Source organism: Streptomyces sp. NPDC051320 (assembly GCF_040682175.1).
Classification (GTDB): domain Bacteria; phylum Actinomycetota; class Actinomycetes; order Streptomycetales; family Streptomycetaceae; genus Streptomyces.
In genome coordinates, this window is the sequence record NZ_JBFBAL010000016.1 from 70994 (window position 1) to 85533 (window position 14540).

General features: G+C 70.9%; 13 protein-coding genes and 1 pseudogene. 6 read left to right on the plus strand and 8 right to left on the minus strand.

The window, feature by feature from the left end; all coding sequences use genetic code 11:
* Window positions 1-8 precede the first annotated feature (8 nt).
* Window positions 9-491, minus strand: coding sequence for a DUF402 domain-containing protein (locus tag AB0M87_RS28655; RefSeq protein ID WP_365857965.1), 483 nt, complete (start codon window positions 489-491; stop codon window positions 9-11).
* Entirely contained in the window at window positions 472-1392 is a 921-nt protein-coding gene (locus AB0M87_RS28660) for a GNAT family N-acetyltransferase (protein ID WP_365857967.1), read from the minus strand. The genes AB0M87_RS28655 and AB0M87_RS28660 overlap by 20 nt, the downstream gene beginning before the upstream one ends.
* An 80-nt stretch (window positions 1393-1472) precedes the next feature.
* On the opposite strand from AB0M87_RS28660, the gene AB0M87_RS28665 reads away from it, so the two are divergent.
* On the plus strand, window positions 1473-1847 hold the full coding sequence (locus tag AB0M87_RS28665) for a GntR family transcriptional regulator (RefSeq protein ID WP_365857969.1): 375 nt from the start codon (window positions 1473-1475) through the stop codon (window positions 1845-1847).
* Window positions 1848-1934: 87 nt separating this feature from the next.
* On the opposite strand, the pseudogene AB0M87_RS28670 reads toward AB0M87_RS28665, so the two are convergent.
* A pseudogene (locus AB0M87_RS28670) lies at window positions 1935-3030 on the minus strand (DUF5925 domain-containing protein).
* A 184-nt stretch (window positions 3031-3214) separates the two neighbouring features.
* On the opposite strand from AB0M87_RS28670, the gene AB0M87_RS28675 reads away from it, so the two are divergent.
* Window positions 3215-4024 carry an SGNH/GDSL hydrolase family protein gene (locus tag AB0M87_RS28675; RefSeq protein ID WP_365857971.1) on the plus strand — a complete coding sequence of 270 codons (810 nt, stop codon included), beginning with the start codon at window positions 3215-3217 and terminating at the stop codon, window positions 4022-4024.
* Window positions 4025-4254: 230 nt separating this feature from the next.
* Entirely contained in the window at window positions 4255-4518 is a 264-nt protein-coding gene (locus AB0M87_RS28680; protein WP_328539596.1) for a hypothetical protein, read from the plus strand.
* A gap of 79 nt (window positions 4519-4597) precedes the next feature.
* Here AB0M87_RS28680 and AB0M87_RS28685 read toward each other — a convergent pair whose 3' ends face one another.
* From AB0M87_RS28685 to hmgA, 4 genes are all read right to left on the minus strand, one after another.
* The gene (locus tag AB0M87_RS28685; RefSeq protein ID WP_365857973.1) at window positions 4598-5803 is read right to left on the minus strand and encodes a CaiB/BaiF CoA-transferase family protein; all 1206 of its coding nucleotides are present in this window, start codon (window positions 5801-5803) and stop codon (window positions 4598-4600) included.
* 44 nt (window positions 5804-5847) lie between these two features.
* Entirely contained in the window at window positions 5848-7014 is a 1167-nt protein-coding gene (locus AB0M87_RS28690; RefSeq protein WP_365858095.1) for a type ISP restriction/modification enzyme, read from the minus strand.
* 383 nt (window positions 7015-7397) lie between these two features.
* Complete coding sequence (locus AB0M87_RS28695; protein WP_365857975.1) at window positions 7398-8144, minus strand: GntR family transcriptional regulator; 747 nt, start codon at window positions 8142-8144, stop codon at window positions 7398-7400.
* Window positions 8145-8163: 19 nt separating this feature from the next.
* Complete coding sequence (gene hmgA, locus AB0M87_RS28700) at window positions 8164-9516, minus strand: homogentisate 1,2-dioxygenase (protein WP_365857977.1); 1353 nt, start codon at window positions 9514-9516, stop codon at window positions 8164-8166.
* A gap of 263 nt (window positions 9517-9779) precedes the next feature.
* Between hmgA and AB0M87_RS28705 the strand changes: the two genes are divergently transcribed.
* From AB0M87_RS28705 to AB0M87_RS28715, 3 genes are all read left to right on the plus strand, one after another.
* Window positions 9780-11141 carry an ABC transporter ATP-binding protein gene (locus AB0M87_RS28705; RefSeq protein ID WP_365857979.1) on the plus strand — a complete coding sequence of 454 codons (1362 nt, stop codon included), beginning with the start codon at window positions 9780-9782 and terminating at the stop codon, window positions 11139-11141.
* Window positions 11142-11366: 225 nt separating this feature from the next.
* Window positions 11367-12761: an aldehyde dehydrogenase family protein gene (locus AB0M87_RS28710; RefSeq protein ID WP_365857981.1), complete on the plus strand. Its 1395-nt coding sequence runs from the start codon at window positions 11367-11369 to the stop codon at window positions 12759-12761.
* Between the two features lie 18 nt (window positions 12762-12779).
* Window positions 12780-13862 carry a Zn-dependent alcohol dehydrogenase gene (locus AB0M87_RS28715; RefSeq protein WP_365857983.1) on the plus strand — a complete coding sequence of 361 codons (1083 nt, stop codon included), beginning with the start codon at window positions 12780-12782 and terminating at the stop codon, window positions 13860-13862.
* On the opposite strand, the gene AB0M87_RS28720 is transcribed toward AB0M87_RS28715, so the two are convergent.
* Window positions 13852-14502, minus strand: coding sequence for a TetR/AcrR family transcriptional regulator C-terminal domain-containing protein (locus tag AB0M87_RS28720; RefSeq protein WP_365857985.1), 651 nt, complete (start codon window positions 14500-14502; stop codon window positions 13852-13854). The genes AB0M87_RS28715 and AB0M87_RS28720 overlap by 11 nt on opposite strands.
* Window positions 14503-14540: the final 38 nt, after the last annotated feature.

A 14540-nucleotide genomic window follows, 5' to 3' on the forward strand; every position in this document is an offset into this window, starting at 1 on the left:
GAGACCTGTCAGGCGAACGGCAGCTGCCCGCGTGCGGCGAGCAGCTCCAGTTCGTCCAGGGCCTGTACGGCGTGGCGGGCCGCTTCCGGGTCCCGGTCGGCGATGCCACTCGCGGCGAACTCGTCCTCGTCCAGGCGCAGGATGGTGGACCCGTCCGCCGACACCCACAGGTCGAGGTCCAGGTCCTCGACCACCAGCTCGCCGCCGCCCATCTCGGCGGGGCGGGTCACGTCGCAGTACCAGCCTTTCAGCTCCCCGTCGCCGGCCCGGACCTCTTTGACCGCGTACCACCTGTTGCGCCAGTAGTGCTCGGTGAAGACGTCGCCCGGCTCGAACCGTACGAACCCGAAGTCCCGGGTCCCCGCACCGGCCCAGCCTGCCCGTACCGACACGCCCGTACCGTCGTCGGAGAGCAGAGTCGCGGGGTAGGAGATCTTCGTACGGCCCGCCTTCCGCAGCACCACCGTGACCTCAGCCGAGCTCGCGGACATACCGCACCTCCGTCGCACAGATCTCGTATCCGAACCAGGTGTTGACCGCCAGCATGGGGCCGTTGCCGGCGTCATTGCCGGTGTACGCGTCCGTGTAGCCGGCCGCCCTGGCCCGGTGCAGCGAGTCGTTCTTGACGAGCTTGGCCAGGCCCCGGCCGCGGAACGCCCGGCGGGTGCCGGTCATGCCGGAGGCGTAACGCGTCAGGCCGTCGGTCCGCGCCGCGGTGAAGGCCGCGACCCGGCCGTCCACCACGGCCACCGAGGTCAGTTCGTGGTCCAGACCCGGATTGCGCCAGGTGTGGGTCAGCCAGTCCTGGTAGTCGGTGAACTGCGCGTCGATGTCACCCGGTTCGTCCGCGACGGTCTCGGCGTCCGCTTCGAACAGCGGCCGCGGATCGGCTGCGAAGTCCGCGCCGGTACGCAGTTCCACGCCCGGCGGCAGGGTCGCCGACGGGGGCAGCGTGGCGTTCGCCAGGTCCAGGCGGAGGAAGTGGGCGCGGCGGCTCGACCGGTATCCCCGGCACTCGGCGAACGTACGGTTCGCGGGCTCGTCGAGCACCCAGCTGTACACGGCGGTCGCGCTGGCCCCTGCCAGGTACCCCTCGGCGACCTGTACCAGCAGCGAACCCGCTCCGCGGCCCAGCCGGTCCGGGCGGACATACGGGTTGCAGAACGCCCGCCCCGGCTCGGTCGCCTCGTAGGCGACGCCGACCTGCGCCGTCCCGATCAGCTCACCGTCCTCCTCGGCGACCAGCAGCCGGAACCGTTGGTCGGGGTGGGCGTTGGCGAGGTCGAAGACGACCTGCTCCGGGGTGGTCACCATGCAGGGCAGCGCGGCCCGCCGTACCTGGACCCAGGCCTCGGCGTCGGCAGGGCGGAAGTCGCGGACGATCACAGTCATGTGGTCGCAGAATACGGACCGGCCAGGGTTGTCGCCTCCCCTTTTCCGGCGTGGGGCCCGTGGTGAGGGAGAATCGTACGGTGACTCTGAACATCGCCGTGGACACGGCCTCCGGGACCGCCCCGTACGAGCAGTTGCGCACCCAGATCGCCGAGCAGGCGCGCTCGGGCCGGCTCCCGGTGGGCTACCGGCTCCCCACGGTGCGCGGGTTGGCCGAGGAGCTCGGCCTGGCGGCCAACACGGTCGCCAAGACGTACCGGGCGCTGGAGACGGACGGTGTGATCGAGACACGGGGGCGCCACGGTACGTATGTCGCCGCCGCCGGGGATGCGGCTCAACGGGAGGCGGCCGAGGCCGCCCGGGTCTATGCGGAGCGGGCGGTGCGGCTGGGGCTGAGCGCGGACGTGGCACGGGCCGCGGTGGACGAGGCGCTGCGGGCGGCCTACCCGGCGTAGTACGCCGGCCTCTGCGGGTCTCCGCCCGGCCGTTCACCGATACCCGGTCGTTCACACATACCCGGTCGTTCACACGTACCGGGTCGTTCACAGATACAGCCCGGCGTCCGCCCCCCGTTCCTGGGCCGGCACCGAAGCCGGCCCCGCGCCCCGGCGCAGGGCGTACAGCTCCGCGAGTGTGGTGCCGTCCCGGCCGACGCCCTCCTCCGTGCCGAGCCACGCCGCGGACTCCTTGCGGGTCAGTGTTCCGACCTCGATGCGGGCCAGGCAGCGGCCCGGTCGGACCACCGCGGGATGCAGGCGCTCCAGGTCCTCGTTGGTGGTGACGCCGACCAGGACGTTGCGGCCCTGGCCGAGCAGGCCGTCCGTGAGGTTCAGCAGGCGGGACAGGGCCTGGCCCGCCGTGTGCTTGGCCTCGCCGCGGATCAGCTCGTCGCAGTCCTCGAGCAGCAGCAGTCGCCAGCGGCCCTTCGCCGAGCCGTCGTCCTCGCCGATCGCGATGTCCATCAGGTAGCCCACGTCGTTGAAGAGGCGCTCCGGATCGAGCACGCAGTCGACCTGGCACCAGTCCCGCCAGGAGCGGGCCAGTGTCCGCAGGGCCGAGGTCTTTCCGGTGCCGGGCGGCCCGTGCAGCAGCAGGAGCCGGCCCGAGATGTCGTCGGGCGTGACCTTCATCAGGCCGTCCAGCGCATCGGCCACCGGTGCGGTGTAGTTGGCCCGCACCTCGTCCCAGGTACCGGCCGCGATCTGCCGGGCTGTGCGGTGCGGGCCGCGCCGGGGTGAGACGTACCAGAACCCCATGGTGACGTTCTCCGGCTGTGGTTCGGGCTCGTCCTGCGCGCCGTCCGTCGCCTGCTTCAGCACGCGTGCCGCCAACTCCTCGCTGACCGCGGTGACCGTGACGTCGGCGCCGCGGTTCCAGCGGGAGACGAGCAGAGTCCAGCCCTCGCCCTCGGCGAGGGTCGCGCTGCGGTCATCGTCCCGGGCGGCTCGCAGCACGGTCGCGTCCGGAGGTACCAGGGTGCGCCCCTTCTTCACCCGGTCCAGCGATGAGCTGTGCGAAATACGGCTGCTCGCCCGTCGCGAAGCGGCCCAGGAACAGCGCGTCGACGACGTCGGACGGCGAATCGCTGTCGTCGACGTTGAGCCGGATCGGCAGGGATGCCTCAGGGTTCGCGGACATGGCGCCCATGATCCGGCACGGCGGCGGCCGACGCACGCGCTTTCTGCGACATGCAGTCAGCTGGCGTGATCCCCCCGGATGGTAGCGAGTCCGTCAAGTTACTGAATAGTTGGCATGGACACTTCCAGTCGCATCTGTTCCCTGGTACGACAGTTGAGGCGGAAATCCTGCTAAGGGAGGTTCCATGAAACTGTCCCGAATCGCGACACTCTCATCCTCGCTCCTGCTCGCCGTCGGACTTGCCCTCACCGGGGCGGGTGCGGCACAGGGAGCCCAACAGGCCACTCCCACCGGCTATGTGGCCCTCGGTGACTCGTACTCATCGGGCGTCGGCTCCGGCAGCTACGACAGTTCCAGCGGCGACTGCCTGCGCAGCCCTCGCGCCTATCCGGCGCTCTGGGCGGCCGCACATTCACCCTCGTCGTTCCACTTCGCCGCCTGCTCGGGTGCTCGTACGGGTGATGTTCTGTCCGGCCAGCTCTCCTCGCTCGGTACCTCGACCGGCCTCGTCTCCCTCACGATCGGCGGCAACGACGCGGGATTCGCCGACACCATGACGACCTGTGTGCTGCAGTCCCAGTCCTCCTGCCTCTCCCGCCTCGCCACGGCCAACAGCTACATCGACTCGACCCTGCCCGGCCTGCTCGACCAGGTGTACTCGGCGATCACCGCCCGGGCGTCCGCCGCACATGTCGTGGTGCTCGGCTATCCGCGCTTCTACGAACTGAACGGCAGTTGCATCGCGGGGCTGAGCGAGACCGAACGCAGTGCCATCAACGCCGCTTCCGACCACCTCAACTCGGTGACCGCCAAGCGTGCGCTCGACCACGGATTCGCCTTCGGCAGCGTCACGTCGGCCTTCGCCGGGCACGAGATCTGTTCCGGCAACAGCTGGCTGCACAGCGTCAACCTGTTCAACCTGACCGAGTCCTACCACCCCACGGCGGCCGGACAGTCCGGCGGCTACCTGCCCGTACTCAACACCGAGGACTGAGCTCCGGCGGGCCGGCATCCCGGCGGTCCGCACGTCGTCAGGGAGGAGGTCTTTTCCTGTGGGGCCTCCTCCACCATCCAACTCGCCCTGGACTCAGACGGATTCGGGGAGTTACCGTCAACACCCGTACTGGGGAGGTGAATCCGGCGGCCGGGATACACGCGTGCCATCGGGGGACTGTAGGGTTACTGTGCCCCGGGCCGGGTGCCCTCGTACGGGTGGGGAGTGACATGGAACAGATAACAGTGCGCAGCAGGCCACGAGTGCCTGCCATTACCTGCGGAAGTGGTGCGACCAGCTCGCGTCTCGACCGTCATCTCTCGGTGCTGGGCGGCCCTGTCGTCCCGCAGCGCGAGTCGGCGGAGGCGACCTCACTGATGCGTGAGCTGACCTCACGCGACGTCGCGCATTCCAGCACAGGCCGCGGAGCGCGGGTCAAGCTCTTCGCGCCGCTGCGGCGACTGCGCCGCTCACTCTTCGGCAGCCGCGGCTGAACGCAACGACACGGACGCCCCAACGGCCGGAGCTGAACGGCCAGATCGGCCGGAGACGGCTGAACCGGCCGGTACGCGCTCAGGCGATCACACCGTCCCGGCGCAGCACTGCCGTCGCCCCCTCCGTCATCCCCAGGGCCCGCAGCAGTGCGTCGGTGTGCTCGCCGAGCTCCGGGACGCTGCCCATCCGCGGGTCCTCCCCACCCGGCATGGTGATCGGCGGCAGGAGCGCCCGCAACGGCCCGGCCGCCGTTTCCACGTCCCGCCACCTGTCCCGTGCCGCCAGCTGCGGATGCGCGGCCAGCTCGGACACCGTATTGAGCCGTGCGCAGGCGATGCCCGCGGCATCGAGCCGCTCCACCGCTTCCTGGGTGCTCAGCACCGCCAGTGCTTCCGCGACCACCTGGTCCGTCCGCTCGCGGTGGGCCGTCCGCGCCCGGTTCGTGGCCAGGTCCGGATCAGTCGCCAGCTCCGGCCTTTTCAGCACCTGTTCGGCGAGTCGCCGCCACTCCCGGTCGTTCTGCACGGAGAGCAGCACCTGCCCGCCGTCGGCCGTCGGATAGGCGTCGTAGGGCGCGATGACGGCGTGCGCGACCCCGGTACGCGCCGGTGCGGTGCCTCCGTGCATTCCGTGGTGCAGCGGGTGCCCCATCCACTCGGCGAGGGAGTCCAGCATCGAGACCTCCACCGGCCCGCCGAGTCCGGTGGCGCCGCGGCGCAGGAGTGCGGCGAGTACCCCGGAGAACGCGTACATCGCCGCCGCGATGTCCGCCGCCGGAATACCCGCCTTCGCCGGCTGCTCGGGGGTGCCGGTCACCGAAACCAGTCCCGCCTCGCACTGGACGAGCATGTCGTAGGCCCGTTTGTCCGCGTAGGGGCCGCCCGCCCCGTACCCGGAGATGTCCACGGCGACCAGCGCCGGATGCGCCGCGCACAGGGCGGCCGCGTCGAGGCCCATCCGGGCGGCCGCGCCCTGGGCGAGGTTCTGTACGAACACGTCGGCGTCCGCGATGAGCCGGCGCACGATGTGCAGGCCGCGGGGGTCCTTGAGGTCGATCGCGATGGACTCCTTGCCGCGGTTGCACCAGACGAAGTGCGAGGCGAGGCCGGCCGCCGCGGTGTCGTAGCCGCGGGCGAAGTCGCCGCCGTCCGGCCGCTCGACCTTGATGACGCGCGCGCCCAGATCGGCGAGCTGGCGGGTCGCGAAGGGAGCCGCGACGGCCTGTTCGACGGCGACGACGGTGATGCCGTCGAGGGGCAGCGGCTGAGTGCGGTGAGGAGTCACCCTGCCATGATCCCCCCCGGTCCACCGGCCGGAGCAGCGGGCTGTCAGAGCAGGGCGAACTGACCTTCCGGCCCCTCCTCCTGGTGGTCCAGCACCGAGGCGGGGCGACGGGCGGCCGGGGGCGCCGGGATGACGCCGGCCTCTCGCAGTTCGGCGCGGTCGATGGCGCGGCCCGCGGCCAGTTGCTGCCGCACCTCCTGCTGACCCGGGTCGAGTTCACTGAGGAGTGCCAGTACGGTGATCAACTCGAGCAGCTCCGACGTCCATTCCTGGGGCCAGGCGGACGGCCGAATCGACTCCAGCGTGCCCGGTTCGGCGGGCGCGCTGCGGCGCTCGAACCACAGCTCCAGCATCCGGACCCCGCCGACCCGGAAGTTCCACGCCCCAGCCGGCACCGGTGCGATGCGTCCCGAGCCGAGCCGCAGTGCCTCCTCGTCCGGCTCGTACGTGATGTCCCCCGGCCGGGCCGGGACGGCGGCCCGCACATAGGGGCGGCGGCCGCCGGGCAGTCTGGGCCGCTCGGTGCCGCGGGAGCCTCGCAACTGGATCCGCAGCGCCCGCTGCCCCAGCTCGACCCCCGCCCGCCAGAGCCCCGGATCGGCGGTCAGCGGTACGACGCAGCCCCGCGGTGAGGTCGTGGCAGCGGTGAGCGCCCAGGCGAGGATCTGCTTGGCCGTGACCTCCGCGCCGTACTGCGCGGTCAGCCGGGCCGGCAGTCCCGGTGCGAGATTGGGCTCGATCCCTCCGGGCCTGCGGTAGAGGGGCCGGATCCGCCCCGGCCGCCCTGCGGCGGAACACCCGTCCGGCAGCAGGGCACTGACCAGCAGCGCGGGTCCGGCAGCAGCCGGCACCCGGCCCTGCTCGGTGGCGAAGAGCTGCCGGCCGTCGGCCACCCGCCAGAGTTCCGATCGCGCCGCGTCGAGCAGCCGGTGGTCGGGGATCAGCCACTGCTCGTCGAAGGGGCCGTGCGTGATCCGTACCGGCGGCGGACACGGTCCGGACTCGCGCGCCAGCCGACCGGTCCCGGTCCGCTGCCCCGGCAGCGCGCTCAGCGAGCTGTTCGGGGTCCGGGCCCGGGTGGAGCGGAACAGCCGCTCCTGCTCGGCCCCTTCGGCCCGCAGCAGTCGCTCCCAGCGGAGTTTCAGCGAACCCTCGTCCGGTGCCATCACCCAGCCACGTCCCAGCCGCAGGGGTGCCACCGACCAGGGCATCAGCTCATCGAGCAGGGGCGCGTCATCCGTCACATTCCGATGCTAAGGGCCGTCCCGTCATCCCCGGCGGGCGCACGACGACAGCTACGGCGCCTCGCCGCGTTGTCGGAACGCCCGAATACATCCAGTATGCGAGCATCCCTCCGCCTTGCGATGCACCGCATCTGACGCCGCGCGCTGATCCGCCAGGGATGACTGGACGGCCCTCAGGTCCGTCCCGTCATCCCCGGCGGGCGCACGACGACAGCTACGGCGCCTCGCCGCGTTGTCGGAACGCCCCAATACATCCAGTATGCGAGCATCCCTCCGCCTTGCGATGCACCGCATCTGACGCCGCGCGCTGATCCGCCAGGGATGACTGGACGGCCCAACAGGTCCGTCCGCTAGGGAGCTTCCACCGTCACCGAGAAGGAGAACCGGTCGCCCCGGTAGCGGATCCGGGCCACATCCACCGGCCTGCCCGCCTCGTCGTAGGTCACCCCCGTGTAGTGCAGGATGGGCGAGAGCAGCGGCACCTTGAGCAGTTCGGCGGTCCTGGGGTCGGCCAGGGTGGCCTCCAGGGTGTCGGTGATCCGGCTGATCCGCACCCCCACCTCATCGCGCAGCACCTTGGTCATGGGCCAGCGCTCCAGGTCGGTGGCTTTCACTGCCGCGGCGATCTCCGGACGGAGCGCGTTCTCCGCCCAGTTGGTGGGCTCCCCGTTCTCGTCGCAGCGCAGCCGGGTGAAGCCGACGACCTCGTCGAGGTCGGGGAAGTAGTCGGCGATCTCGCCCGGTACCGCCATCGGCCCCTGGCTGAGCACGGTGGTGAGCTCGCCGGACTGCTGGGCGACGATCGCGTCGATCGATCCCAGTAGCCGGCGTGGCGCGCTCGGGCGGGCTCCCGGGGCGATGAAGGTGCCGCGCCGCCGGTGCCTGCTGATCAGCCCCTCGGTCTCCAGCTCCTTGAGGGCCTGGCGCATGGTGAGCACGCTGACGCGGTAGTGCCCCGCGAGCTGTTCCTCGGTGGGCAACCGCAGCGGGTCGTGCGGCCGGCGGCCCAGTATGGAGGCGCGCAGCGACTGCGAGACCTGATACCAGAGCGGCAACTTGCGGTTCAGTACCAGCGAGTCGGGCGCGAAGGCGGTCACGGGGCATCTCCGTCCGTACTTACGACCTGCCGGCGGCTCCGGGGGAGTGCTCCCCGGACCTCCAGTGACGCTGCAGACCCTGCCATACGTCGTCGTACCCGGACTGCAGGTGGTCCGCGGTCGCCGCCTGCTCGGTCGCGGTGACCGGCCAGCGCGTCTCGAACATGAAGGCCAGCCCGTCGTCGATCTTCTGCGGCTTCAGCTCCGCGGTGCTCGCGCGCTCGTAGGTCTCCCGGTCCGGGCCGTGCGCGGACATCATGTTGTGCAGCGAGCCGCCACCGGGGACGAATCCCGCCGCCTTGGCGTCGTAGGCACCCTCGATCAGGCCCATGTACTCGCTCATCACATTGCGGTGGAAGTACGGCGGCCGGAAGGTGTCCTCGCCCACCAGCCAGCGCGGCGCGAAGACCACGAAGTCGACACCGGCCAGGCCGGGGGTGTCGGACGGTGAGGTCAGCACCGTGAAGATCGACGGGTCCGGGTGGTCGTAACTGATCGACCCGAGCACGTTGAACCGGTGGAGGTCGTAGACGTACGGCACATGGTTGCCGTGCCAGGCGACGACGTCCAGCGGCGAGTGGTCGTACGTCGCGGCCCAGAGGTTGCCGCAGAACTTGTTGACCACCTCGACCTGACGCTCCTCCTCCTCGTACGCGGCGACCGGGGCCAGGAAGTCCCGCGCGTGCGCCAGTCCGTTGGCGCCGATCGGGCCGAGGTCGGGGAGCTGGAAGGGACGGCCGTAGTTCTCACAGACGTAGCCCCGGACGCTGTCGTCCAGCAGCTCGACCCGGAAGCGCACACCGCGCGGGATCAGCGCGACGTGTCCCGGCTCCGCGCGGAGCAGCCCGAATTCGGTGCGGATGAGCAGGCCACCCTGCTCGGGCACGATCAGCAGTTCGCCGTCGGAGTCGCTGAACACCCGGTCGGTCATGGCCGAGTTGGCGTGGTAGAGGTGCACGGCCATACCGGTGCGGCAGGCCGCGTCGCCGTTCCCGCCCAGGGTCCACAGCCCGGCAAGGAAATCGGTACCGGGCGCGGGCTCGGGGAGCGGGTTCCAGCGCAGACGGTTGGGGTCGGGCGCCGTCTCGGTGAACGGCGCGCAGCGCACCGTGCCGTTGTCGATCCGGACGAACGGCGGGTGAGCTGCCGATGGCCTGATCCGGTAGAGCCAGGAACGCCGGTTGTGGGCCCGGGGCTCGGTGAAGGCGGCGCCGCTGAGCTGCTCCGCGTACAGCCCCAGCGGTGCGCGCTGGGGGGAGTTGCGTCCGTGCGGCAGGGCGCCGGCCACCGCCTCGGAGGTGTGTTCGTTGCCGAAGCCCGAGGAGTAGGTCAGTCCGTCCGCCGTCTTCCGCGCTTGTTCGATGGTGGTCATCGCTCGCTCCAGATGCCGAAAGAATCCTATGTTCTACAGTAGGATTGCGCTTACTGAACGTCAATGGGAGGAAACAGCGCGCGTTTCGAGGCGCGATCCGGCGGGCGGTCCGTATAACGACGATGAGCTGAGCGTGAGGAATGGTCGGTTCAGGCCATTCCCAACCGGTGCGTAACCGGCTAGTTTGCGCCCCAGTCGTCTCCTCTGGTCGCAGCCGCTCTTCTGGTCGCAGCCGCCGCGCTCATCGCCCCGGACGGAAATCCATGTCTCGCGCCATCTCCCTGCACAACATTTCCAAGACGTACGATCGCGGCGTCCGCGCCGTCGACCGGGTGTCGATCGAAGTCGAGCCGGGTGAATTCCTGGTGCTGCTCGGTCCTTCGGGGTGCGGAAAATCAACCGTCCTGCGCATGATCGCCGGTCTCGAGGACATCACCGAGGGCGAGGTGCTCCTCGACGGGGTCTACGCCAACCACCTGCCGCCGGGGCAGCGCGGCATGGCCATGGTCTTCCAGAACTTCGCCCTCTATCCGAGCATGACCAGTCGCGACAACATCGGCTTCCCGTTGCGCTTCGAAGCCCCCGGCGAGGACTCGTCGGCCCGGGTCGAGGCCACCGCCCGGATGCTCGGCATCGAGGACGTCCTCGACCGTTATCCCGGCCAGCTCTCCGGCGGTGAGCGGCAGCGCGTCGCGATGGGCCGGGCGATCTCGCGGCGTCCTTCGGTCTTCCTGATGGACGAGCCGCTGTCGAACCTCGACGCCAAGCTCCGCAGCCATCTCCGGGCCGAAATAGCCCACCTCACCCGCGAGCTGGGGGTGACGACGGTCTACGTCACGCACGACCAGGCCGAGGCGATGTCGCTCGGCGACCGGGTCGCTGTGATGCGGGGAGGGGTGCTCCAGCAGATCAGCAAGCCACGGGACGCCTACGGACTGCCGGAGAACGTGTTCGTCGCCGCGTTCATCGGCACGCCGCGGATCAACCTGCTGCAGGCCCTGGTGCACGCGCCGCTGGAGGGCGCGATGTCGATCGATCTGGGCCGGCAGCGGCTGCGCCTTCCCGAACCGCTCAGCACCGACCACCAGCTGCTCCGTATCCAGCAGGGCAGACGGCTGATCGTGGGTCTTCGCTCCGAGGCGGTGCGGATCGCCCCGCCCAGTCAGGCCCGCCCCGGTGAGGTGCCCATCAGCGGCCTCGTCGAGCACATGGAGTACCAGGGGCACGAGGCGCTGGTGCACCTCAACACCGGCTCGCAGCCCGCGGTCGTGCCCGAACTGGAGTCGCCGCGGCCGGGGTCCGCCGCACGCCGTCACAAGGGCGGTGCGCCGACCGGTGTGCTGAGCCGGCTGAAGGAGCGGGCCGCCCAGCACGTCTCGGGGCCCGTGGTGGTCCTCGACGAGCCGGAGGCCGAGCTGCCGCCCCGGCCTTCGTACAGCCCGGACCGTCCCTCTCTCGGGGCGAGCGATCTGGTGGTCCGCACCAGCCCCGATCTGCGGGTGCGGACCGGCGCCCAGGTGCCGCTGCTGGTCGACCTCGCGCATCTTTATGTCTTCGACCACTACGGCCGCAGGATCTGTCCGGCGCCGCGGGACCTGCCCGGTCTCGACGAGGGACCGCTCTGACGGTTACCGGCCAAGGCCGGCCCGGCGGACAGGCCCGCCGGGCCCCAGGCATGCCCGGACCTCCGCCGCCTGCTTTCCTGAAGAACGACGTCCTCGTCAAGAACGACGTCCTCGTCACCCGTCGCGCCCTGGCGCCGAAAAACTAACAGCGCTAGTTTGGGCAGCCGGGGCAGACGGACGACGACCGCCCGGACAGCAGCGCAACGCAGGTTCTGGAGGAGAGCGATGAAGGCCCATGACGGCATGTACATCGACGGCGAGTGGCGGCCGGCCGCAGGACAGGAGACCATCGCGGTCCTGAATCCGGCCGACGAGCAGGTCATCGGCCACGTCCCGGCGGGCACGCCGGAGGATGTGGACCGGGCGGTACGAGCCGCCCGTGCGGCGTTCCCGGCCTGGGCCGCCACCTCACCCGCCGAGCGCGCGGCCCGGCTGACGGCGCTGCGCGATGTGCTGGTGGCCCGCAAGGACGAGATCGCCGAGACGGTGACCGCCGAACTCGGCTCCCCGCCGCAGTTCTCCCAGATGGTGCACGCCGGGGTGCCGGCCCTGGTCGCGGGTTCCTACGCCGAGCTGGCCGCCACATATCCCTTCGAGGAGAAGGTCGGCAACTCGACCGTCTTCTCCGAGCCGGTCGGGGTCGTCGGTGCGATCACACCGTGGAACTACCCGCTGCACCAGATCGTCGCCAAGGTGGCCCCCGCGCTCGCCGCCGGGTGCACGGTGGTGCTGAAGCCTGCCGAGGACACCCCGCTGACCGCTCAGCTCTTCGCGGAGGCCACCCAGGAGGCCGGACTGCCCGCCGGGGTGTTCAACCTGGTCACCGGTATCGGTACGGTCGCGGGCCAGGCGCTGGCCGGTCATGACGGGGTCGACCTCGTCTCCTTCACCGGCTCGACCGCTGTCGGCCGGCAGATCGGTGCTGTTGCGGGGGCGGCTGTCAAGCGCGTCGCCCTGGAACTGGGCGGCAAGTCCGCCAACGTGATCCTGCCGAGCGCCGATCTGGCCAAGGCGGTCAATGTCGGGGTCGCCAACGTGATGGGTAACTCGGGCCAGACGTGCAGCGCCTGGACCCGGATGCTGGTCCACCGCGACCAGTACGACGAGGCCGTGACACTGGCCGCGGCCGCGGTGGCCAAGTACGTGCCGGGGGAGCGGGTGGGCCCGCTGGTCAACGCCAAGCAGCAGGCGCGCGTCCGCGGTTACATCGAGAAGGGCGTCGACGAGGGCGCCAGGCTCGTCGCCGGCGGCCCCGACGCGCCGCTGGAACGGGGCTATTTCGTCAGCCCGACGGTGTTCGCCGACGTCACCCCGGAGATGACCATCGCGCAGGAGGAGATCTTCGGCCCGGTCCTCTCGATCCTCCGCTACGAGGACGAGGACGACGCGCTGCGCATCGCCAACGGCACGGTGTACGGGCTCGCCGGCGCCGTATGGGCCGGTGACGAGGCGGAAGCGGTGGCCTTCGCCCGGCGGATGGACACCGGCCAGGTCGATATCAACGGCGGGCGGTTCAACCCGCGGGCCCCCTTCGGCGGTTACAAGCAGTCCGGCGTCGGACGCGAGCTGGGCTCGCACGGTCTCGCCGAGTATCTCCAGACCAAGTCCCTCCAGTTCTGAGCCCGGGAGTACCGCACCATGGTCCGCGCCGCAATCCTGCCCGCCGTCGGCTCTCCGCTGGAGATCGCCGACATCGACCTGCCCGAGCCCGGCCCGGGTCAGGTCAGAGTCCGCCTCACGGCCGCCGGGGTCTGCCACTCCGACCTCTCCCTCAGCAACGGCACCATGCGTGTCCCGGTGCCCGCCGTCCTCGGACATGAGGGAGCAGGCACCGTGGTCTCCGTCGGTGAGGGCGTCAGCCACGTCGCGCCCGGCGACGGCGTGGTCCTCAACTGGGCGCCCGCCTGCGGAGCGTGCCACGCCTGCACGCTGGGCGAGGTGTGGCTCTGCGCCAACGCGCTCTCCGGCGCCGGCAACGTCTACGCGCGACGGGCCTCCGACGGGACGGAACTGCATCCGGGCCTGAACGTCGCCGCGTTCGCCGAGGAGACCGTCGTCGCCGCCAACTGTGTGCTGCCCGTCCCCGACGGTATCCCGCTCACCGACGCGGCCCTGCTCGGCTGCGCGGTCCTCACCGGGTACGGCGCTGTGCACCATGCCGCACGGGTCCGCGAGGGCGAGTCCGTCGCGGTATTCGGCGTCGGCGGGGTGGGCCTCGCCACCGTGCAGGCCGCTCGTATCGCCGGTGCGTCGACGATCATCGCGGTGGACGTCTCCCCGGCGAAGGAGGAACTGGCGCGCGCGGCCGGCGCCACCGCCTTCGTGGTGGCGTCCGAGAACACGGCTCGTGAGATCCGTACCCTCACCGGCAAGCAGGGGGTCGACGTCGCCGTCGAGTGCGTGGGGCGGGCGGTGACCATCCGTACCGCCTGGGAGTCGACCCGGCGGGGCGGCCGGACCACGGTGGTCGGTATCGGCGGCAAGGACCAGCAGGTCACCTTCAACGCCCTGGAGATCTTTCACTTCGGGCGCACGCTGGCCGGGTGTGTCTACGGCAACTCGAACCCGGCGGAGGACCTGCCGGTGCTGGCGGAGCATGTACGGAACGGGCGCCTCGATCTGGGTGCGCTGGTGACCGAGCGGATCGGCCTCGAGGGCATCCCGGCGGCGTTCGACAACATGATCGCGGGCAAGGGCGGGCGGGCGCTGGTCATCTTCTGACCCGCCGCGCCGCTTCGTACTGCAGGGTCAGCCCGTCCACCAGCGCACCGAGCCCCGTCTCGAAGGCGCCCTCGTCCACCTGCTGCTGCCGCTCGGCCAGCAGGTGGGCCTGGCCGAGGTGCGGATAGTCGGCCGGGTCGTAGGCCGTCTCGTCCTCGACGAAACCGCGGGCGAAGGAACCGAGCGCCGAACCGGTGACGAAGTACCGCATCAGCGCACCGATGTACGTCGCCTGTGCGGGCGGCCAGCCCGCCCGCACCATCCCGCCGAACACCGCGTCGGCCACCCGAAGCCCCGCCGGGCGGCGGCCGGGGCCCTGGGCGAGCACCGGGACGATGTTGGGGTGGTCGGTCAGCGCCGAGCGGTAGGAGACGGCCCAGTCGTGCAGCGCGGTGCGCCAGTCGCGGGCGTCGTCCTCGTCGAACATCGACAGGTCGATCTGGGCGGACACCGCGTCGGCGACCGCGTCGAGGATCTCGTCCTTGTTGCGGAAGTGGTTGTAGAGCGACGGTCCGCTGACCCCCAGCTCCGCGGCGAGCCGTCGGGTGGACACCGCGGCGAGCCCTTCCGAGTCCACCAGGGCGCTCGCGGTCGCGACGATGCGCTCTCTGCTGAGGAGGGGCTTGCGTGGGCGGGCCATGGCGCACATAGTAGGGCCTGCCGACTAAAAACTAGCAG